An 18,689-nucleotide genomic window follows, 5' to 3' on the forward strand; every position below is an offset into this window, starting at 1 on the left:
CTGGCTTGTGTGGGAGCTGGCTTGCCTGCGATAGCATCGCCTCGGTGCAACTCATCAACCGAGTCGCCTGCATCGCCGGCAAGCCAGCCCCTTGTTGGATCCGCAAACCCCTTCCTATAATCGCTGCGGCTTACCAGAGCCCCGCCCGACCGCGTGCTACCCGCACCCAGCGTGTCCAGGCACCGCTTTACCGTGTCTGACCGGTGTTTGCTCCCATCCCGAGCCGCCCCGCGCACAACCCTGATCCATGGGTGTTCGACCAATAACAATCCGCGTCCAAACGCGCACTGACCATCAGGGATACCCGCATGAGCACCACCTATAACGAGGCTGCGACCGCCGCCCCGACCAACTCGACCGCACGGGTCGCCACGGCGAGCATCGTCGGCACCGCCATCGAATTCTACGATTTCTACATCTACGCCACCGCCGCCGCGCTGGTGATCGGCCCGGTGTTCTTCCCCCAGACGTCCGGCACGGCGCAGATGCTCGCGTCGTTCCTGACCTTCGGCATCGCCTTTATCGCCCGCCCACTGGGTTCGGCGCTGTTCGGTCACTTCGGTGACCGCATCGGGCGTAAATCCACGCTGGTGGCTTCCTTGCTGCTGATGGGCGTGTGTACAACGCTGATCGGTTTACTGCCCGGCTATGACAGCATTGGGGCCTGGGCGCCGATCCTGTTGTGTGTGCTGCGCTTCGGCCAGGGCCTGGGCCTTGGCGGGGAATGGGGCGGCGCTGCGCTGCTGGCCACCGAGAACGCGCCAAAGGGCAAACGCGCCTGGTTCGGCATGTTCCCGCAATTGGGCCCATCGATTGGGTTCCTGGCGGCCAACGGCCTGTTCCTGATCCTGGCCATGAGCCTGAGCGATGAGCAGTTCCGCAGCTGGGGCTGGCGTATCCCGTTCATCCTCAGCGCAGCCTTGGTGATGGTTGGCCTGTATGCACGCCTGAAACTGCATGAGACCCCGGTGTTCGCCAATGCTGTCGCCAAAGAAGCCCCGGTGAAGGTGCCGCTGGTGGAACTGTTCAGCCAGCATTGGCTGCCGGTCTTGCTGGGCGCAGCATCGATGGTGGTGTGCTACGCGCTGTTCTACATCACCACCGCGTTTTCACTGAGCTACGGCGTGTCGACGCTGGGCTACAGCCGCGAAACCTTCCTCGGCCTGCTGTGCTTTGCCGTGCTGTTCATGGGCCTGGCGACACCACTTGCCGCCTTGGCCAGTGATCGCTACGGGCGCAAGCCGGTGCTGATCGTAGGGGCGGTCCTGGCGATTCTGTCGGGCTTTACCATGGAGCCGTTGCTGACCCACGGCACTACTTGGGCAGTTGCGCTGTTCCTGGCGTTGGAGCTGTTCCTGATGGGCGTGACCTTCGCGCCAATGGGCGCGATGCTGCCGGAATTGTTCCCGACCCGCGTGCGTTATACCGGCGCATCGGCGGCGTATAACCTGGGTGGGATTGTGGGCGCGTCGGCGGCACCGTTCTTCGCGACCAAGCTGGTGGCGATGGGTGGGCTGAGTTATGTCGGTGGGTATGTGTCGGCGGCGGCGTTGCTCAGCTTGATTGCTGTGCTGTGCCTGAAAGAGACGCGTAACAACGATTTGAATCGAGTCGCCTGATAGATCGAATCGCCGGCAAGCCAGCTCCCACAGTTTGAACTGTGAATACCTTCAAATGTGGGAGCTGGCTTGCCTGCGATAGGCGCGCCGCGGTTACAGCTCTACTACAACAGCCTTCGAAGCACGGGTCGCTTTAGCCCGAGCCGCTTCAATCGACTCATCACGCGCCAACGCCACACCCATGCGGCGCTGACCATTCACTTCCGGTTTGCCAAACAGACGCAACGCCGTGTCCGGCTCGCTCAAGGCTGCCCCCAGGTTGGCGAACGCCGTCTGGGTCGACTGCCCTTCCACCAGAATCACCGCCGAGGCCGAAGGCCCGAACTGACGAATCAATGGGATCGGCAAGCCGAGGATCGCGCGTGCGTGCAGGGCGAACTGCGACAGGTCCTGGGAAATCAGGGTCACCAAGCCGGTGTCATGGGGGCGCGGTGACACTTCGCTGAACCACACCTGGTCGCCTTTGATGAACAGCTCCACGCCAAACAGGCCACGGCCGCCCAGGGCTTCGGTCACCGCCTTGGCAACGCGCTCGGACTCAGCCAGGGCAACCGGGCTCATGGCCTGAGGCTGCCAGGATTCCTGGTAGTCGCCCTTCTCCTGACGGTGACCCACCGGCGCGCAGAAGGTGGTGCCGCCAATGTGGCGCACGGTCAGCAGGGTAATTTCGTAGTCGAAGTCGATAAAGCCTTCGATGATCACACGGCCTTTACCTGCACGGCCGCCTTCTTGGGCGTAGTCCCAGGCTTTCTGCACGTCATCGGCGCTGCGCAGCAGGCTCTGGCCCTTGCCCGACGAACTCATCACCGGCTTGACCACGCACGGGAAGCCCAGGTCTTGCACGGCCTTGCTGTAGTCTTCGAAGGTGTCGGCGAAGTGGTACGGCGACGTCGGCAGGTCCAGCTCTTCGGCAGCCAGGCGACGAATGCCTTCGCGGTTCATGGTCAGCGAGGTCGCACGTGCGGTCGGGATCACGGTGAAGCCTTCGGCTTCCAGTTCCACCAGGGTGGCGGTGGCGATGGCTTCGATTTCCGGCACGATAAAGTGCGGTTTCTCGGCTTCGATCACCGCACGCAGGGCGGCGCCGTCGAGCATGTTGATCACGTGGCTACGGTGCGCCACCTGCATGGCCGGCGCGTTGGCGTAGCGATCCACGGCAATCACTTCAACGCCCAGGCGTTGCAGTTCGATTACCACTTCCTTGCCCAGCTCACCGCAGCCACACAGCAAAACGCGGGTCGCGGTTGGCGACAATGGAGTTCCGATTCGGGTCATCTCAGGTCCTCAGGGGAGCGGATCATGTGGAGAAAGGCCGGCATTTTACATGAACTGTAAAAATTGGCCTCAGTTGGCGACGGCTCGCTTGCGCAAACGCCAGGCCATGATCAGCCACACCACCGTGACTCCGGCGAATTTGGACACCAATGCAGTGCCGGCCACCGCAGGCGTCAGCGCGCCGATCAGGCCGAAGAAGATAAAGGTGTCGAGGGGAATGCTCAGCGCCGAACTTATCCACAGGCGGTCGTGGAGCGGGCGCTTGGTGATGCTGAACACCAGCCAGTCAATGCACTCGGACACCGCGAACGCCGTGGCGCTGGCCAGAGCAATGGCCGGATCGGAGGTGACGTACGACAGCACCAGCGCCGCCAGCATCGCGACGATTGCGCCGTGGCCGAAGCGGGTTTGCACCATGTCGCGCAGGATGAAGACCAGGCCACCCCAGGCGGACCAGATGACGTCCAGGTGCGGGGCGGTGGAGAAGGCGAAGTTGATCAGCACGACGCTGCTGATGTAGGCGATCAGGAAGAGCATGGGAGTGTGGGCCTGTGGACAAGGGGCACAGGGTACTTCACATTTGGAAATATGTCGTCTGGACGGGCCCTATCGCAGGCGAGCCAGCTCCCACAGTTTGAATTGTGAATACCTTCAATGTGGGAGCTGGCTTGCCTGCGATAGCGATCTATCAGGCGCCCGATTTCCCAGGAATCATCCACACCAACCCACTGGCCTTCGCCCGCTCATGACACAACCCCAACACCACCCGGCGTTCGGTATTGTCCATGCGGCTCCAGCGCGTGATCTCATCCACGGTGCGCTGGCAGCCGGTGCAAATGTCGTCGTCATCCAGCGCGCAAATACTCACGCACGGCGACGCGACGGGGCGTTCAATCGGGTTCATTCTTCTTGCTCAGCCAGGTCACGCGCATAGCGCTGCGCGTTATGCACATAGTGCGCGGCACTCGCTTCCAGCATGCGCTTTTGCGCGTCAGTCAATTCACGCACCACTTTGCCCGGCGAGCCCATCACCAACGAACCGTCAGGGATTTCCTTGCCTTCGCCGATCAGCGAATTGGCGCCGATGATGCAGTGCTTGCCGATCTTGGCGCCGTTGAGGATTACCGCGTTGATGCCGACCAGGCTGTAGTCGTCGACGGTGCAACCGTGCAGCATCGCGTTATGGCCGATGGTCACGCCGGTGCCCAGGGTCAGCGGGTAGCCCATGTCGGTGTGCATCACGCTGCCATCCTGCACGTTGCTGTTTTTGCCGATCAGGATCAGTTCGTTATCGCCACGCAATACCGCGTTGAACCAGACGTTGGCGCCCTCCTCCAGCTTGACCTTGCCCACCAGCGTGGCATTGGGAGCCACCCAGCTCTGTGGATGAGTCTCGACGCGGGCGTCGCCCAGGCGGTATTTCATGGTTTTTCCTCACGGCTGGCCATTCAAGCGATGGCTTAGATATTGATGAAGCTCTTGGGCGGCTGGTGCAGGCTGATCTTGGCATCGTCATAGAGCAGGTTGATCAGCTCGACGATCATGATTGCCGTCAGCCCCCAGATCTTGTATTCGCCGAACCGATAGCTGGGCACGTACCAACTGCGGCCCTGGTAATCGATGCGGTGGGTATGTTCGCGCGGGTCCTGCCGGAAAAAATCCAATGGCACGCTGAAAACGGCCGCGATTTCGGCATCGTTGGCCAGGTATTCGACATAATCGGGGATCACGCCCACATACGGCGTCACGCGGATACCGTGCAGGGAGATCAGCGGGCTCAAGGGGCCGATCACCTCGACCAGCCCGGGAGGCAGGCCGATTTCTTCTTCGGCTTCGCGCAGCGCGGTGAAGATCAGGTCCGGGTCTTCGGGGTCACGCCGCCCGCCCGGGAACGCCACTTCGCCACCATGGGTCGACAGGCCGCTGGCGCGCAGGGTCAGGATCAGCTCAGGTTCGTCACTGCGGGTAATCGGCACCAGCACGGCGGCCTCGGGGAAACGCCCGTCAGTCTCCAGTGTATGGGGGGTGTGATTGCTTACCCGGCGAAGTAGCTCGTCCAGCATGAGTCATCTCGGTCTGTTGGCTACCTTGCATCATGCACCAAAGCGTGCGGGTGCCCAACCCCAAAACCTTGGCCGTGTCGCGAAACGACAACTTGCAGGGCCCTGCCCGCCAAGCCAAGATAGGCCCACTCTCCAGGAACCCCAGCATGAACTTCTGCAGCCAGTGCGGTAAACCGGTTACCCAGCGCATTCCCGAAGGCGACGGCCGCCTGCGCTACGTGTGTGATCACTGCTCGACCATCCACTACCAGAACCCCAATATCGTCGCCGGCACCGTACCGGTGTGGGGCGACAAAGTGCTGCTGTGCCGCCGCGCCATCGAACCGCGCCTGGGTTACTGGACCCTGCCCGCAGGCTTCATGGAAAACGGCGAGACCGTGGAACAGGCCGCCGCCCGCGAAACCCTGGAAGAAGCCTGCGCCCGCGTGCGCAACCTGAGCATCTACACCTTGATCGACGTACCGCACATCAGCCAGGTGCATATCTTCTACCGCGCCGAACTGGTCGACCTCGACTTTGCCGCAGGCCCCGAAAGCCTGGAAGTGAAGCTTTTTGACGAAGCCGACATCCCTTGGTCAGAGCTGGCTTTCCGCACGGTCGGGCGTACCTTAGAATACTTTTTCGCCGACCGTCGGCAGCAGGCGTACCCCGTGCGCAGCGAAGCCGTCCCCCCCATGGGCAAGCCCACCCAATAAAAACCCGGCACACAGGGATACCGTTTTAATGCGTTGGTTGCTTGCTCTTATCTGTTTGTCGTTCGCTACCCTGTCTTGCGCCTCCACGCTGGAAATCATCGGCGGCAAGCCCGTGGAGAAAATCCTGGTGCTCAAGTCCGCCCGTCAGTTGCAACTGATCAACGACGGCAAGCCCCTCAAGACCTATCGCATCTCCCTGGGCAAGAACCCCAAGGGCGCCAAGCTGATCGAAGGCGATCGCCGCACGCCAGAAGGCTTCTACTGGATCGACTGGCGCAAGACCAGCGACCGCTTCAACCTGGCCATGCACATCTCCTACCCCAATATCAGCGACGCCGCTCGCGCCCGCCGCGAAGGTGTCAAGCCGGGCAGCATGATCATGATCCATGGCACCCCCGACACCGAAGACTACCCGGAGCAGTGGTTCCACACCCTGGACTGGACCGACGGCTGTATCGGCATGCGCAACGTCGACATGCGTGAAGTCTGGAACCTGGTCAAGGACGGCACCATGATCGAGATTCGTCCGTAATCCTCGACCGTTCGTAAAATAATCCAAAAAAAATTCCTGCCGTGTGCAGCGCTTGCCGGTGAATACCAGTTCACCGCGCCGGGCTGCGCTGTTCTGCGCGCAATAAAGACCTCTCTAATACCACTTGATACCAGGCCCCATTACAGCGCCCTGAAACGGCTATTTGCACCGTTTTGGCTGCATTGACATGGTATTTAAGTGGTATTAGTTTCCGGCCCATACCGGGCGACAACACTCCAATAACCGCATCGGAAACCTGAACGATGAACCCGATACTGGCCTTGCGCCCTGACGACAAACAATCCACGCCGCTGTACTTGCAATTGGCGCGCAAACTGGAAGCGGCGATCCATGCCGGCCAGTGGACGTCCGAGCAGGCGCTACCGTCGGAACGCGCGCTCAGCGAGCAATTGAGCATTTCCCGGGTCACCGCCCGCAAAGCACTGGAAGTGTTGTTTGATCAAGGCTTGATCCGTCGCAGCCAAGGCTCGGGTACCTTTATCACGCCACGCCTGGAACAACCGTTGTCGCGCCTGTCGGGCTTCAGCGAGATGTTGCGCCTCAAGGGTTTCGTGCCCAGCTCCCTGTGGCTGGAGCGCGACATCACCCCGCCGACCCACGAAGAACTGATCCGCCTGTGCCTGTCGACCAGCGACAAAGTGGCGCGGCTCAAACGCCTGCGCAAAGCCGATGACACGGTGATGGCGATTGAAATGACCGTGGTCCCCGCCTCGGTGCTGCCGCAACCCCAGGCCTTGGGCAGTTCGCTGTACGAATACTTTGAAAGCATCGGCAAGCCCATCGTCCGTGCCCTGCAGCATGTGCAGGCGATCAACGCCTCGGACGAGTTCGCGCGCCTGGTGGGCATCGCCCCCGGCACCGCGATGCTGCTGATGACGCGGGTCGGCTACACCGCCGACAACACGCCGATTGAAATCACCGACACCTACTGCCGCAACGACTACTACGACTTCGTCGCAGAGCTGCGCCGCCACGACTATTCCGCTGAACTGCGAATTTAGAGAACTGCCCATGTCCGAAGACAACATCCTCACGCCCAGCGGCTGGATTCGCGGCCGCCTGGTGCACGCGCACGGCAAGGTCATCGCCGTCGAAGGCACGCCTTGCGACCCGGCTGACAATGACCTGCCTTATTTGCTGCCCGGCTTCATCGACCTGCACGTACACGGCGGCGGTGGCGCCGACATCATGGAAGGCCGTGAAGCGTTCGAGACCATCACCCGTACCCACGTGCGCTTTGGTACCACCTCCCTGCTGGCCACCACCATGACCGCGCCGGTGGAGGAAATTTCCCGCGTGCTCGGCCAGCTCGGCACCTTCTGCGAACAGCGTCCTGCCGGCAGCGCCCGCGTACTCGGCGTGCACCTGGAAGGCCCTTACATCAACCCAGGCAAGCTCGGCGCCCAACCCAACTTCGCCCACACCGCGCTGATGGCAGAAGTGGAAGCCTACCTGCGCCTGGCGCCGATCCGCGTCATTACCATCGCGCCGGAAATCGCCGGCCATGACGCCCTGATCCGCGCTCTCAGCGAACGCGGCGTGCGCATGCAGATCGGCCACACCCTGGGCAGCTATGAAGAAGGGGTCGCCGCGATGGCCGCCGGGGCCACCAGTTTCACCCATTTGTACAACGCCATGAGCCCGCTGCATCACCGCGAACCTGGCATCGTCGGCGCGGCACTGGCCCATGCCACGTACGCCGAATTGATCCCCGACTTGCTGCACGTACACCCCGGTGCGATGCGCGTGGCCTTGCGCTCGATCCCGTGCCTGTACTGCGTCACCGACTCCACCGCCGCCGCCGGCATGCCCGACGGTGAATACAAGCTGGGCAGCCACACCGTGACCAAATGCCTGGGCGGCGTACGCCTGGCCGACGGCACCCTGGCCGGCAGCACGCTGACCATGGACCAGGCGCTGCGCAACCTGGTGAAGATCGGCCTGCCCATCAGCGAAGCCTCACAACGCCTGTCGCAGTTTCCTGCGGACTACCTGGGCCTGGAAGAACGCGGCCGCCTGCAACCCGGCAGCTTTGCCGACTGCGTGCGCCTGGACCGCTCCCTGCACCTCACCGACGTAATGGTCGAAGGAGAAACCATTGACTTCAAAAATGCTTGAAGAGGCCCTGGCCTCCTGCGACGCCGTCGCTGCCCAACTGCAACGCCTGGACCCGCTGCTGGAAGAAGTCGCCGGCCGCCTGCGCCGCCAGCCGCCGCAAGTGGCGATGACCATCGCCCGTGGCAGCTCCGACCATGCCGCCAGCTACTTCGCGTATCTGACCATGCAGCATGTGGGTGTGCCGGTGGCGTCGTTGCCGATGTCGGTGGTGACCTTGCTGCAAGCGCCGTTGAAAGTCAGCGGCCAGGTGGCGTTCGGTTTTTCGCAATCGGGGCAAAGCCCGGACCTGGTCAACAGCCTGCGCCTGCTGCGCAAACGTGGCGCCCTGAGCATTTCCATGGTCAACGCCGAAGACTCGCCGCTGGAAGCCGCCTGCGAATTCCATGTGCCGCTGTGCGCCGGGCCGGAACAAAGCGTCGCGGCCACCAAGAGCTTTATCGCCACCCTCAGCGCCAGCGCGCAGTTGATCGGCCACTGGAATCAGGAAGCCGAGTTGCTGCAAGCCTGCCGCGCCCTGCCCGATGACCTGCGCGCCGCGGCCCAGCAGGATTGGAGCAGTGCCATCGAAGCCTTGCGCGGTTGCCAGCAACTGATGGTGATCGGCCGTGGCGCCGGGTTTGCCATCGCCCAGGAAGCCGCGCTCAAGCTCAAGGAAACTTCGGCGATCCAGGCCGAAGCCTTCAGCAGCGCCGAAGTGCGTCATGGCCCCATGGCCTTGATCGACAAGAACTACCCGCTGCTGGTGTTCGCCCCACGCGGCGCCGAGCAAGCCGGCCTGTTGAGCCTGGCGGCCGACATGCGCCAACGCGGTGCCCGCGTCTTGCTGGCCGCACCCGACGACATCGCCGAACGCGACCTGACCTTGAGCCGCGCCGAACACCCGAGCCTGGACCCGATCCTGGCGATCCAGAGCTTCTACGTGATGGCCGCCGGTTTGGCGCACGCTCGGGGCATGGACCCGGACCAACCGCGCCACCTGAGCAAAGTCACCCGCACTCACTGAGTCGATTGCTGTGTTTTCCTGATGAGTACCGTGCCCATGTCCAACAACAATAATGCATTGACCCTCAGCGCCCCGTTAAGCGGGCCGCTGCTGACCCTGGGCAACGTTCCCGATGAAGTGTTCGCCAGTGGGGCCATGGGCGACGGCATTGCCATCGACCCGCTGAACGATTGTCTGCACGCGCCCTGCGACGGCGTGATCATCCACGTCGCACGTACCGGCCATGCGCTGACGATCCGCGCCGAGAACGGTGCCGAAGTGCTGATGCATGTGGGCATCGACACGGTTGAACTCAATGGCGAAGGCTTTGCCTTGCTGGTCAAGGACGGCGCCCGGGTGAGCAAGGGCCAGGCCCTGGTGCAGTTTGACCTGGACCGCGTTGCGCGCCACTGCAAGAGCCTGGTCAGCCTGATCATCCTGACCAATGGCGAGCGGTTTGAACTGCGGCCGGTGGCCGGGAACAGCGTCAAGGTCGGCGAGCCGTTGTTGCAGATCGTGACGCGGTCGACGGCGCAGGCCCAGGCGACTGTGGATAACTCGGTCGCTGAAGCCAGCGCCCGTGTGCGCATCACTCACCGTGGCGGTTTGCATGCACGCCCGGCCGCCTTGGTGCGCAAGGCCGCCCAGGATTTCAGCAGCCAGGCGTGGTTGCACTACGGTGACAAATCCGCCTCGTGCGACAGCCTGATCGGCTTGATGGGCCTGGGGATCGGCGAAGGTGATGAGGTGCGCGTGACCTGCCGCGGCAAAGACGCCGACGCCGCCGTGCAGGCATTGGTCGCCGCCTTGTCCGCCGCCATCCAGGAAGAACACCACGCCCCCGTCACCGCCGTTGCGCCACGCAAGGCCAGTACCGAAGTCGGCGTGTTGCAAGGCGTATGCGCCGCACCGGGATTGGTCTGCGGGCCACTGTTCCGCCTGACCGGCATTGAACTGCCAGCCGACGCCGGCAACCACGCCGCCGACGAACAACTGCAACGCCTGGACACCGCGCTGGAACAAGTGCGCAGCGAAATCCGCAAGACCCTGGACCACGCCCGCCAGCGCAAGAACATCGAAGAAGAGGACATCTTCGCCGCCCACCTTGCCCTGCTGGAAGACCCTAACCTGCTGGAAGCCGCGACCGGTTCAATCGAACAAGGCAGCGCAGCGACGCACGCCTGGCGCGATGCCATCCAGGCGCAGTGCGCGGTATTGCTGGCCCTGGGCAAACCACTGTTTGCCGAGCGCGCCAACGATCTGCGCGACCTGCAACAACGGGTACTGCGCGCACTGCTCGGGGAGGCTTGGCATTTCGAGTTGCCAGCCGGTGCAATTGTCAGTGCCCATGAACTGACCCCCTCCGACCTGTTGCAACTGAGTGCGCAGCAGGCCGTCGGCATTTGCATGGCCGAAGGCGGCGCCACCTCTCACGTGGCTATTTTGGCCCGTGGCAAAGGCCTGCCGTGTGTGGTCGCGCTGGGTGCCGAAGTACTTGACGTGCCCCAAGGCCAACGCGTGGTGCTCGACGCCGCCAACGGCCGTTTGGAACTGGCCCCTAGCGAGGCGCGCCACGCCGAGGTGCACCGGATTCGTGATGCACAGACACTGCGCCGCCAACAGCAACATGCCCAGGCCCAACAACCGGCGCGCACCACCGATGGCGTGACCATCGAAATCGCCGCGAATGTCGCCTCCAGCGCCGAAGCCCAAGTGGCCTTTGAAAACGGCGCCGATGGCGTTGGCCTGCTGCGCACCGAGTTCCTGTTTGTCGACCGCCGCACCGCGCCGGATGAACAGGAACAACGCCAGGCCTATCAAGCCGTGCTGGACGCGATGGGCGACAAGTCGGTGATCATCCGCACCATCGACGTGGGTGGCGACAAACAGCTTGATTACCTGCCGCTGCCCGTCGAGGCCAACCCGGTACTCGGCTTGCGCGGCATTCGCATGGCCCAGGTGCGCCCCGAACTGCTCGACCAGCAACTGCGTGCGCTGCTGCAAGTCAGCCCGCTGGAGCGCTGCCGCATCCTGTTGCCGATGGTCAGTGAGGTGGATGAGTTGCTGCAGATCCGCCTGCGCCTGGATGAACTGTGCGCCGAGCTGGAACTGACCTTGCGCCCCGAACTGGGCGTAATGATCGAAGTGCCTGCCGCCGCGCTGATGGCTGAACAGTTGGCCAAGCATGCGGACTTCCTGTCCATCGGCACCAATGACCTGTCCCAGTACACCCTGGCCATGGACCGCGACCACGCCGGCCTCGCCGCGCGGGTCGACGCCCTGCACCCGGCACTGTTGCGGCTGATCGCCCAGACCTGCGCCGGCGCTGCGAAACACGGGCGTTGGGTCGGCGTGTGTGGAGCCCTCGCCTCCGACCCGTTGGCCACGCCAGTACTGGTGGGCCTGGGCGTCAGCGAGCTGTCGGTGAGCCCGCCACAGATCGGAGAAATCAAGGACCGCGTCCGCCACCTGGACGCGGCGCAATGCCGGCAATTGAGCCAAGGCCTGCTCGACCTGAGCAGCGCCAAAGCCGTTCGCCAAGCCTGTCAACACCACTGGCCGCTGAGCTGACAACAACAAGAAAAGGGAGACTCGCCATGTACCAACATTTCATCGAAGGCCTGCAACGCCTGGGCCGTGCGCTGATGCTGCCGATCGCGATCCTGCCGATCGCCGGCCTCCTGCTGCGCCTGGGCGACACTGATCTGCTGAACATCGCGGTGATGCACGACGCGGGGCAAGCAATCTTCGCCAACCTGGCGCTGATCTTCGCCATCGGCATTGCCGTGGGTTTTGCCCGCGACAACAACGGCACCGCGGGCCTGGCCGGGGCGATTGGTTACCTGGTGATGGTCTCCACGCTCAAGGTGATGGATACCACCATCAACATGGGCATGCTCGCCGGTATCGCCAGCGGCCTGATGGCGGGCGGGCTGTATAACCGCTTCAAGGACATCAAGCTGCCGGAGTACCTGGCGTTCTTTGGTGGGCGACGGTTTGTGCCGATTGTCACCGGTTTCTCGGCGGTCGCCTTGGGTGTGATCTTCGGCCTGATCTGGCCACCGATCCAGCACGGCATCAACAGCTTCGGCGTGCTGCTGATGGAAAGCGGCAGCTTTGGCGCCTTTGTGTTTGGCGTGTTCAACCGCCTGCTGATCGTCACCGGGCTGCACCACATCCTCAACAACATGGCCTGGTTTGTGTTCGGCAGCTTCACCGACCCGGTGACTGGCGCGGTGGTGACGGGTGACCTGACCCGCTACTTCGCTGGCGACCCGAAAGGCGGCCAGTTCATGACCGGCATGTTCCCGGTGATGCTGTTCGGCCTGCCGGCCGCGTGTTTGGCGATGTATCGCAATGCGCTGCCGGAGCGCCGTAAAGTGATGGGCGGGATTTTCCTGTCGATGGCGTTGACCTCGTTTTTGACCGGGGTGACCGAGCCGATTGAATTCGCGTTCATGTTCCTCGCGCCGTTTTTGTACCTGATCCACGCGGTGCTGACCGGCCTGTCGATGGCCGTCACCAACATGCTGAACATTCACCTGGGCTTTACCTTCTCCGGTGGGTTTATCGACATGGTGCTGGGCTGGGGCAAGTCCACCAATGGCTGGCTGGTGTTCCCGGTGGGCCTGGCGTACGCGGTGGTCTACTACAGCGTGTTCAACTACTGCATTCGCCGCTTCAACCTGAAGACGCCGGGGCGGGAAGATATCCAGGTGGTGCAGGCTGAGGCCATGAGTGATAACCAGCGCGCCACGGCCTACATCCAGGCCCTGGGTGGTGCAGAGAATTTGCTGAGCGTCGGTGCCTGCACCACGCGCCTGCGCTTGGACATGGTGGATCGCAACAAGGCAGTGGATGCCGAGTTGAAAGCACTGGGCGCCATGGCGGTTGTACGGCCAGGTAACGGCGGGAGTTTGCAGGTAGTCGTAGGGCCGATGGCAGACAGCATTGCTGATGAGATTCGCCTCGCCATGCCGTCATTCGTTGCCAGTGCGCCTGTTGCGGTTACGCCTGTGGATAAGCCGGTTGCAGTGAATGTGCAGGAAGCCGAGAAATGGCTGAGCGCCTTGGGTGGCCGGGGAAATGTGCGGCAACTGGAAGCCGTGGCGATGACTCGGTTGCGGGTGGAGTTGGGGGATGATTCGGTGTTGTCGGAAGCGGACCTGACTGCGCTGGGTTGCCAAGGTGTGAGTCAACTGGATAGCGGTGTTTGGCACTTGTTGATTGGTGACAAGGCATCCGGGTTGGGTGAGGCTATGGAGCGGTTGGTCAGCGGCCGTGAGGTCGGGGCCAGGGTTTAAATCATCCCTGTCTGAGCTGCCCCCATCGCAGGCAAGCCAGCTCCCACTTTTGACCTGTGAATACATTCAAAATGTGGGAGAGTTTCAGGCTTGCAGTCCCGGTCACCACATGGATGGCGACCCGGGAAGACTAGTGACGCCAGTTCCTAGGGACAACCTGAAAGGCTCGTTGGAAATCTCCGAGACTTGGAGATATCGCAGACAACAAAAAACCCGGCCTAAGCCGGGCGCTTTAATCGCATTTACTCAACCCGAGCAAACCGCTCAATCACAGGCTGCTCTCAATGCTCTGCCTGCCAAAGGTCATAGCTGCTCTGCATGGAGAGCCACATCCGGGCTTTGCTGATGCCAGCACGCTCAAGCCGTACGGCCAGATCAGGGCTGACCGGCGCATGCCCGTGGAGAACTCTTGAAAACGTCTCCCTGGCAAAACCCAAACGCCGCGCCACTTCGGTGATTGTCATACCGAGACCAGGAATAACGTCCTCCAGCAATATTTCCCCTGGGTGAGGAGGATTGTGCATATCCATATCGGTTCTGGATGTCAGATTCATATCATTCCACCGCCGAGAGAGTTCGAAGTGGGAAGGCTAGGAAGGCAGGTTCCGAGGGACAACCTGAAAGGTTTATCGGAAAGGTCTGAGGCGCCTGTACGGACGCCATCGCCGGCAAGCCGGCTCCTACAGGAAAACGTGATCAACTGTAGGAGCCGGCTTGCCGGCGATGGGATTTCACAGCCAACAAAAAACCCGCCGGCCAAACTGGCCCAGCGGGTTTCTTTTTTTGCAGCGTGCGAATCAAAAATCCGCCAACTGCCACACCTCATACGCCGGTGTCTCGTACGGGTGGCTCAGTTTGAGCGCCGCCACGACAGCCACGATCAACTCATCCGCCACCACCAGCTCAACCTTCCATTCCTCAACCACTTCAACCTGGCCAATCTGCCCGAGAAACGGCTGGCTGCCATCCATCGCGCGGAATTGGCCCTGGCCCAGCACTTGCCAGGCGCAGCTGTCGTAGTTGCCGATGCGCCCGCCGCCGGCTGCGAAGACGGCGGTTTTCACCGTCTCCACGTGGCTTGCGGGCACAAAGAAGGCGAGCTTGTACACCGTCTTAGTTCACCCACACGCGAGCGTTGCGGAACATGCGCATCCACGCGCCGTCTTCGTTCCACTCTTCCGGGCGCCACGAGTTCTGCACGGCGCGGAACACGCGCTCCGGGTGCGGCATCATGATGGTCACGCGGCCGTCGCGGCTGGTAAGGCCAGTGATCCCGCGCGGCGAGCCGTTCGGGTTGGCCGGGTAGGTCTCGGTGACTTTGCCGTGGTTGTCGACGAAACGCATGGCCACGCAACCGGACAGGTCGGCTTCCAGCAACGCTTCTTCGCTGGCGAACTCGGCATGGCCTTCACCGTGGGCGATGGCGATTGGCATGCGCGAACCGGCCATACCTTGCAGGAAGATCGAGTTGGACTCCTGCACCTGCACCATGGCGACACGGGCCTCGAACTGCTCGGAACGGTTGCGCACAAAGTGCGGCCAGAACTCGCTGCCCGGGATCAGTTCGCTGAGGTTGGACATCATCTGGCAACCGTTGCACACACCCAAGGTGAAGCTGTCGTTGCGCTCGAAGAACCCTTGGAACGCGTCGCGGGCACGGCTGTTGAACAAGGCCGATTTGGCCCAGCCTTCACCGGCACCCAGCACGTCGCCGTAGGAGAAACCACCGCAGGCCACCAGGCCTTTGAATTCGTTGAGGTCAACGCGACCGGCGAGGATGTCGCTCATGTGCACGTCGATCGCATTGAAACCGGCGCGGTCGAACGCGGCCGCCATTTCCACCTGGCCGTTGACGCCCTGCTCACGCAGCACGGCAACTTGTGGGCGGATGCCTTTCTTTATGTAAGGCGCGGCAATGTCCTGGTTGACGTCGAAGCTGAGCTTGGTGCTCAGGCCCGGGTTGTCTTCTTCCAGGATTACGTCGAATTCCTGCTCGGCGCAGTCGGCGTTATCACGCAGGCGTTGGATCTGGTAGCTGGTTTCAGCCCACTGGCGTTGCAGCAGGCGGCGCTGACCTTCGAACACGGTGTCGCCGTTGAAGACGATGTCGATCTGGCCGTTGTTGATCGGCTGGCCGATCACCGCCACGCAGTCGCCCAGGCCAGCGGCGCTGAATTGTGCGAGTACGTCTGGCGTTGCGTCCTGGCGAACCTGGATCACCGCGCCCAACTCTTCGTTGAACAGGATGCCGTTGATTTCGGATGCATCCTCGGCAACGCTGTCGAGCACGATGTTCAGGCCGCAGTGACCGGCGAAGGCCATTTCCACGACGCTGGTCAGCAAGCCGCCATCGGAACGGTCGTGGTAAGCCAACAGGTGGCCGTCGGCGTTGAGGCCCTGGATCACCGCGAAGAAGGCTTTGAGGTCTTCGGCGTCATCGACGTCCGGTGCCTGCTTGCCCAACTTGCCATGGGTCTGCGCCAGGATCGAGGCGCCCATGCGGTTCTGGCCACGGCCCAGGTCAATCAGGATCAGGTCGGTGGTGCCCTTGTCCATGCGCAGTTGCGGGGTCAGGGTCTGACGGATGTCGGTGACCGGCGCAAAACCGGTGACGATCAGCGACAGCGGCGAAGTGACGCTCTTGTCCGAACCGTCTTCGTTCCAGCGCGTGGCCATGGACATGGAGTCCTTGCCCACCGGAATGGTCAGGCCCAGCTCAGGGCACAGCTCCATGCCGACCGCTTTAACGGTGTCGTACAGGCGGGCGTCTTCACCCGGATGGCCAGCAGCGGACATCCAGTTGGCCGACAACTTGATGTCGGACAGCTTGCCGATGCGCGACGCCGCGATGTTGGTGAGGGTTTCACCAATGGCCATGCGGCCCGACGCCGGGGCGTCCAGCAAGGCCAGCGGGGTACGCTCGCCCATGGCCATGGCTTCACCGGTATAGACGTCGAAGCTGGTGGCGGTGACGGCAACGTCGGCCACCGGCACTTGCCATGGGCCCACCATTTGGTCACGGGCCACCAGGCCAGTGATGGTGCGGTCGCCGATGGTGATCAGGAAGCTTTTGCTCGCCACGGCCGGGTGGTGCAGCACGCGTTCGATGCTGTCGGCCAGTTCCAGTGTGCTTGGGTCGAAGTCATCGCCCAGCTCGGCTTCACGCACGGCCGAACGGTGCATGCGCGGGGCTTTGCCCAGCAGCACTTCGAGCGGCATGTCCACCGGGCTGTTGCCGAAGTGGCTGTCAGTCACGGTCAACTGTGGCTCGGCAGTGGCTTCGCCGACCACGGCAAACGGGCAGCGCTCGCGTTCGCAGATGGCCTGGAAGCGCGCGAAGTCTTCAGGGCCGACGGCCAGCACGTAGCGTTCCTGGGATTCGTTGCTCCAGATTTCGTGCGGGGCCATGCCCGGCTCGTCGTTTGGAATGTTGCGCAGTTCGAAACGGCCACCACGGTCGCCGTCGTTGACCAGTTCCGGGAAGGCGTTGGACAGACCGCCCGCGCCGACGTCGTGGATGAAGCTGATCGGGTTTTTGTCACCCAACTGCCAGCAACGGTCGATGACTTCCTGGCAGCGACGTTCCATCTCCGGGTTTTCGCGCTGTACGGAAGCGAAGTCCAGGTCTGCCGAGCTGGTGCCGGTGGCCATGGAGGAAGCCGCGCCGCCGCCCAGGCCGATCAACATCGCCGGGCCGCCGAGCACGATCAGCTTGGAGCCGACCAGGATCTCGCCTTTCTTGACGTGTTCTTCACGGATGTTGCCCATGCCGCCAGCCAGCATGATCGGCTTGTGGTAGCCGCGCACTTCATCGCCACGCGGGGTGGTGATGGACTGTTCGAAGGTACGGAAGTAGCCCGTCAGCGCAGGACGGCCGAATTCGTTGTTGAATGCGGCGCCGCCCAGCGGGCCTTCAATCATGATGTCCAGTGCAGTAACGATGCGCTCAGGCTTGCCGTACGGCACTTCCCACGGCTGCTCGAAGCCCGGGATCTGCAGGTTGGACACGGTGAAACCGGTGAGGCCCGCCTTTGGCTTGGCACCACGGCCGGTGGCACCTTCGTCACGGATTTCGCCGCCCGAACCGGTGGCGGCGCCCGGGAACGGGGCAATCGCGGTCGGGTGGTTGTGGGTTTCAACCTTCATCAGGATGTGCACCGGTTCCTGCACCGCGCCGTACTGGCGGGTTTCCGGGTCCGGGAAGAAACGGCCGGCGACGGAGCCGACGATCACCGAGGCGTTGTCCTTATAAGCCGACAGAACACCTTCGCTGTGCATCACGTAGGTGTTCTTGATCATGCCGAACAGGCTTTTTTCCTGGCTTTCGCCGTCGATATCCCAACTGGCGTTGAAGATCTTGTGACGGCAGTGCTCGGAGTTGGCCTGGGCGAACATCATCAGTTCGATGTCGTGCGGGTTGCGCTTCAAGCCATTGAAAGCGTTGACCAGGTAGTCGATCTCGTCTTCGGCCAGGGCCAGGCCGAGTTCGGTGTTGGCCTTCTCGAGGGCGGCGCGGCCACCGCCGAGCACATCAATCGCGGTCAGCGGTTTAGGCTCGGCGTGGCTGAACAGGCCGGCAGCCTGTTCCAGCTGGCTGACGATGATCTGGGTCATGCGGTCGTGCAGGCTGCTGGCGACCAGCTCGGCTTCGGCGTCGCTGAACTGGCCGGCGACGTAGAAGGCGATACCCCGCTCCAGGCGCTGGATTTTTTCCAGGCCGCAGTTGCGGGCGATGTCGCTGGCCTTGCTCGACCAGGGCGAGATGGTGCCGAACCGTGGCAGAACCAGGAACAAGCGGCCAGTCGGCTCTTGAACGGGAACGCTTGGGCCGTACTTCAGAAGGCGTGCCAGCACTTGCTGTTCGTCGGCGGTCAATACGCCGGTAACGTCGGCGAAGTGAGCAAATTCAGCGTACAGGCCTGTAACAGCTGGAACCTTCTGGCTCAGTTGCTCAAGGAGTTTGCTGTGGCGAAAGGCAGAAAGGGCAGGAGCGCCGCGCAGGATCAACATCTTCGGGACAGCCTCGGGAAGGGGGTGTGCTTTGAGGCCGTGCATTCTAGCGTAAACCATCGCCAACGGC

The 18,689-nt window shown here is 62.6% G+C and carries 16 protein-coding genes; 8 read left to right on the forward strand and 8 right to left on the reverse strand.

Annotated features, from left to right (window positions below):
* The first annotated feature begins 308 nt into the window (after positions 1-308).
* The gene (locus HX792_RS01055; RefSeq protein ID WP_176994388.1) at positions 309-1,619 is read left to right on the forward strand and encodes an MFS transporter; all 1,311 of its coding nucleotides are present in this window, start codon (positions 309-311) and stop codon (positions 1,617-1,619) included.
* Positions 1,620-1,712: 93 nt separating this feature from the next.
* Here HX792_RS01055 and purT read toward each other — a convergent pair whose 3' ends face one another.
* From purT to HX792_RS01080, 5 genes are all read right to left on the reverse strand, one after another.
* Complete coding sequence (gene purT / locus HX792_RS01060; protein WP_016971940.1) at positions 1,713-2,894, reverse strand: formate-dependent phosphoribosylglycinamide formyltransferase; 1,182 nt, start codon at positions 2,892-2,894, stop codon at positions 1,713-1,715.
* A 69-nt stretch (positions 2,895-2,963) separates the two neighbouring features.
* Complete coding sequence (locus HX792_RS01065) at positions 2,964-3,431, reverse strand: VUT family protein (RefSeq protein WP_176994389.1); 468 nt, start codon at positions 3,429-3,431, stop codon at positions 2,964-2,966.
* Between the two features lie 151 nt (positions 3,432-3,582).
* Entirely contained in the window at positions 3,583-3,798 is a 216-nt protein-coding gene (locus HX792_RS01070) for a DUF1289 domain-containing protein (RefSeq protein ID WP_176994390.1), read from the reverse strand.
* Complete coding sequence (locus tag HX792_RS01075) at positions 3,795-4,319, reverse strand: gamma carbonic anhydrase family protein (RefSeq protein ID WP_176994391.1); 525 nt, start codon at positions 4,317-4,319, stop codon at positions 3,795-3,797. Before HX792_RS01075 ends, HX792_RS01070 begins: the two co-directional genes overlap by 4 nt.
* A gap of 35 nt (positions 4,320-4,354) precedes the next feature.
* Positions 4,355-4,957 (reverse strand): CoA pyrophosphatase, encoded by a 603-nt coding sequence (locus HX792_RS01080; RefSeq protein WP_016971944.1) that lies wholly within the window; start codon positions 4,955-4,957, stop codon positions 4,355-4,357.
* A 146-nt stretch (positions 4,958-5,103) separates the two neighbouring features.
* Between HX792_RS01080 and HX792_RS01085 the strand changes: the two genes are divergently transcribed.
* The 7 genes from HX792_RS01085 (at position 5,104) to nagE (ending at position 13,609) form a co-directional block, all read left to right on the forward strand.
* Positions 5,104-5,652 carry an NUDIX hydrolase gene (locus tag HX792_RS01085; RefSeq protein WP_176994392.1) on the forward strand — a complete coding sequence of 183 codons (549 nt, stop codon included), beginning with the start codon at positions 5,104-5,106 and terminating at the stop codon, positions 5,650-5,652.
* Positions 5,653-5,680: 28 nt separating this feature from the next.
* The gene (locus HX792_RS01090) at positions 5,681-6,184 is read left to right on the forward strand and encodes a murein L,D-transpeptidase family protein (protein WP_176994393.1); all 504 of its coding nucleotides are present in this window, start codon (positions 5,681-5,683) and stop codon (positions 6,182-6,184) included.
* Positions 6,185-6,447: 263 nt separating this feature from the next.
* Entirely contained in the window at positions 6,448-7,206 is a 759-nt protein-coding gene (locus tag HX792_RS01095) for a GntR family transcriptional regulator (protein ID WP_176994394.1), read from the forward strand.
* A 10-nt stretch (positions 7,207-7,216) separates the two neighbouring features.
* On the forward strand, positions 7,217-8,323 hold the full coding sequence (nagA, locus tag HX792_RS01100; RefSeq protein WP_176994395.1) for an N-acetylglucosamine-6-phosphate deacetylase: 1,107 nt from the start codon (positions 7,217-7,219) through the stop codon (positions 8,321-8,323).
* The gene (locus HX792_RS01105; protein WP_176994396.1) at positions 8,304-9,326 is read left to right on the forward strand and encodes an SIS domain-containing protein; all 1,023 of its coding nucleotides are present in this window, start codon (positions 8,304-8,306) and stop codon (positions 9,324-9,326) included. Before nagA ends, HX792_RS01105 begins: the two co-directional genes overlap by 20 nt.
* A 36-nt stretch (positions 9,327-9,362) precedes the next feature.
* Positions 9,363-11,876, forward strand: coding sequence for a phosphoenolpyruvate--protein phosphotransferase (ptsP, locus tag HX792_RS01110; RefSeq protein ID WP_176994397.1), 2,514 nt, complete (start codon positions 9,363-9,365; stop codon positions 11,874-11,876).
* 26 nt (positions 11,877-11,902) lie between these two features.
* Entirely contained in the window at positions 11,903-13,609 is a 1,707-nt protein-coding gene (nagE, locus tag HX792_RS01115) for an N-acetylglucosamine-specific PTS transporter subunit IIBC (RefSeq protein ID WP_176994398.1), read from the forward strand.
* Positions 13,610-13,890: 281 nt separating this feature from the next.
* Here nagE and HX792_RS01120 read toward each other — a convergent pair whose 3' ends face one another.
* The 3 genes from HX792_RS01120 to purL all read right to left on the reverse strand — a co-directional run bounded on the left by HX792_RS01120 (position 13,891) and on the right by purL (position 18,619).
* A complete protein-coding gene (locus HX792_RS01120; RefSeq protein WP_176994416.1) occupies positions 13,891-14,139 on the reverse strand; it encodes a HigA family addiction module antitoxin in 249 nt (82 codons plus the stop codon).
* A 267-nt stretch (positions 14,140-14,406) separates the two neighbouring features.
* Positions 14,407-14,718: an NGG1p interacting factor NIF3 gene (locus tag HX792_RS01125; protein WP_176994399.1), complete on the reverse strand. Its 312-nt coding sequence runs from the start codon at positions 14,716-14,718 to the stop codon at positions 14,407-14,409.
* Positions 14,719-14,722: 4 nt separating this feature from the next.
* Positions 14,723-18,619: a phosphoribosylformylglycinamidine synthase gene (gene purL, locus HX792_RS01130; protein ID WP_176994400.1), complete on the reverse strand. Its 3,897-nt coding sequence runs from the start codon at positions 18,617-18,619 to the stop codon at positions 14,723-14,725.
* Positions 18,620-18,689 lie beyond the last annotated feature (70 nt).

Source organism: Pseudomonas sp. B6002 (assembly GCF_013385985.1).
In the GTDB taxonomy this organism is placed as follows: Bacteria; Pseudomonadota; Gammaproteobacteria; order Pseudomonadales; family Pseudomonadaceae; genus Aquipseudomonas.

Bases quoted from the DNA above. Each gene is read 5' to 3' on its own strand.
- HX792_RS01055 (WP_176994388.1), top strand. From the start codon at position 309: ATGAGCACCACCTATAACGAGGCTGCGACCGCCGCCCCGACCAACTCG.
- purT (WP_016971940.1), bottom strand. From the start codon at position 2,894: ATGACCCGAATCGGAACTCCATTGTCGCCAACCGCGACCCGCGTTTTG.
- HX792_RS01065 (WP_176994389.1), bottom strand. From the start codon at position 3,431: ATGCTCTTCCTGATCGCCTACATCAGCAGCGTCGTGCTGATCAACTTC.
- HX792_RS01070 (WP_176994390.1), bottom strand. From the start codon at position 3,798: ATGAACCCGATTGAACGCCCCGTCGCGTCGCCGTGCGTGAGTATTTGC.
- HX792_RS01075 (WP_176994391.1), bottom strand. From the start codon at position 4,319: ATGAAATACCGCCTGGGCGACGCCCGCGTCGAGACTCATCCACAGAGC.
- HX792_RS01080 (WP_016971944.1), bottom strand. From the start codon at position 4,957: ATGCTGGACGAGCTACTTCGCCGGGTAAGCAATCACACCCCCCATACA.
- HX792_RS01085 (WP_176994392.1), top strand. From the start codon at position 5,104: ATGAACTTCTGCAGCCAGTGCGGTAAACCGGTTACCCAGCGCATTCCC.
- HX792_RS01090 (WP_176994393.1), top strand. From the start codon at position 5,681: ATGCGTTGGTTGCTTGCTCTTATCTGTTTGTCGTTCGCTACCCTGTCT.
- HX792_RS01095 (WP_176994394.1), top strand. From the start codon at position 6,448: ATGAACCCGATACTGGCCTTGCGCCCTGACGACAAACAATCCACGCCG.
- nagA (WP_176994395.1), top strand. From the start codon at position 7,217: ATGTCCGAAGACAACATCCTCACGCCCAGCGGCTGGATTCGCGGCCGC.
- ptsP (WP_176994397.1), top strand. From the start codon at position 9,363: ATGTCCAACAACAATAATGCATTGACCCTCAGCGCCCCGTTAAGCGGG.
- nagE (WP_176994398.1), top strand. From the start codon at position 11,903: ATGTACCAACATTTCATCGAAGGCCTGCAACGCCTGGGCCGTGCGCTG.
- HX792_RS01120 (WP_176994416.1), bottom strand. From the start codon at position 14,139: ATGGATATGCACAATCCTCCTCACCCAGGGGAAATATTGCTGGAGGAC.
- purL (WP_176994400.1), bottom strand. From the start codon at position 18,619: ATGTTGATCCTGCGCGGCGCTCCTGCCCTTTCTGCCTTTCGCCACAGC.